Origin of the sequence: Ancylobacter vacuolatus (assembly GCF_030813595.1) — a bacterium.
Taxonomy (GTDB): Bacteria; Pseudomonadota; Alphaproteobacteria; order Rhizobiales; family Xanthobacteraceae; genus Ancylobacter; species Ancylobacter vacuolatus.
Genome location: NZ_JAUSUH010000028.1, coordinates 1 through 1,436, shown reverse-complemented (window position 1 = coordinate 1,436; position 1,436 = coordinate 1). Strand labels below are relative to the sequence as shown.

General features: G+C 71.7%; 1 protein-coding gene. It reads right to left on the bottom strand.

Translation table 11 applies throughout. The annotated features are described in order from the left end of the window. Positions 1 to 1,436: autotransporter outer membrane beta-barrel domain-containing protein (locus tag J2S76_RS23160; RefSeq protein ID WP_307064517.1), on the bottom strand; the 1,436-nt coding region annotated here is incomplete at both ends.

Genomic DNA, 1,436 nt, shown 5'->3' with positions numbered 1-1,436 from the left:
CCGGCGGAGACGGTGGTGCCGCCCTCATAGGTGTTGCTGCCGGAGAGGATCAGCGTGCCGTAATCGGTCTTCTCCAGGCCCGCCGTGCCGGTGAGCACGCTGGCGATGGTGGCGACCGTGTCCTTGCCCGCCTCGGTGCCGTCGCCGACGCGGATCGTCGCCGGCCCGGTGCCGGTGAGCGCGAGCGTACCGCCGGTCACCGTGTATCCCGTGGTGACGAACTGCAGGCCGGTGGCGCCGACAGCGCCGGCGCCGTTGTCCACCGTCACCGTGCCGGCCGTGCCCTGGAACACGGCGAAGCCGCCATTCCAGGCCTGCGGGATGGTGCCCGAGGCGTTGGTCCAGTTGGCGGCGACGCCCGCCGTCCAGCTGCCATCCCCGCCCTCGACCTTCTGCGTCGGCGTGGTGGTGCTGCCGTTCCAGAACTGGATCGTGGCGCCCGCGCCCTCGACCACGAGGTTGACCTTGCCGGTCACCGAGGTCTGCACCCCGCCCGTGAGCCCGCCGGTGAGCGCGGCGACGTTCATGCCATTGTCGGTGAGGTCGCCGGTGTAGCTGATGAAGGTGTAGACGCCGGCGCCGAAGCCGGTCGCCTGGGTCACGTTCAGCGTGCCGTCGAGCGTCACGTCGCCCGTGACGGTGAACACGCCGCCATCCGTGGTCGCGCCGAGCGTGACATTGACGTTGGAGGTGGCGGCAAGGTCGAGCCCGCCCAGGGTGAGGCCGCTGCCCTGCACGCCCGCGAGCGTGCCGCCATTGTGCACGCTCACGCTGCCGGCGACGCTGCCGGAGCCCTGGAGCGTGGCGCCGCTCGCCACGTCCGCCGCGCCGGCGACGCTGCCGGTGAGGTCGACCGTGCCGCCGGCGACGCTGAGCGTGCCGGTCGCGGTGTTGCTGCCCGACAGGGTGAGCGTGCCGGTGCCTGATTTGGTGAGGCTGCCGGTGCCGTCGAGGACGCCGGAGAAGGTGGAGCTGGTGTTGTCGCCGCCGGTGGTGAGGGTGCGGCTGCCGAGCGCGAGGCTGCCGGCCCCGGCGAGCGAGCCGACGGTCTCGTTCGCATCGAGCGAGACGGTGGCGCCGGCTTCGATTGTGAGGCGGGCGGCGTCGGCGAGCGAAGACCCGCCGCTCAGCGCCAGCGTGCCGGCGGCGACCGTCGTCGCGCCGGTGAAGCTGTTGCTGCCGGAGAGGGTGAGCGTGCCGGCGCCTGATTTGGTGAGGCTGCCGGAGCCGGAGATGACGCCGGCATAGGTGAGGCTATTGGAGCGGTTGAAGGCGAGCGTGCCATTATTGGTGATGTTGCCAGCGACGGCGCCGGTGGTGCCGCCATCGCCGACCTGCAAGGTGCCGGCGGAGATCGTCGTGCCGCCCTGATAGGTGTTGCTGCCGGAGAGGATCAGCGTGCCGGCGCCTGATTTGGTCAGCGCGCCTGTGCCGGA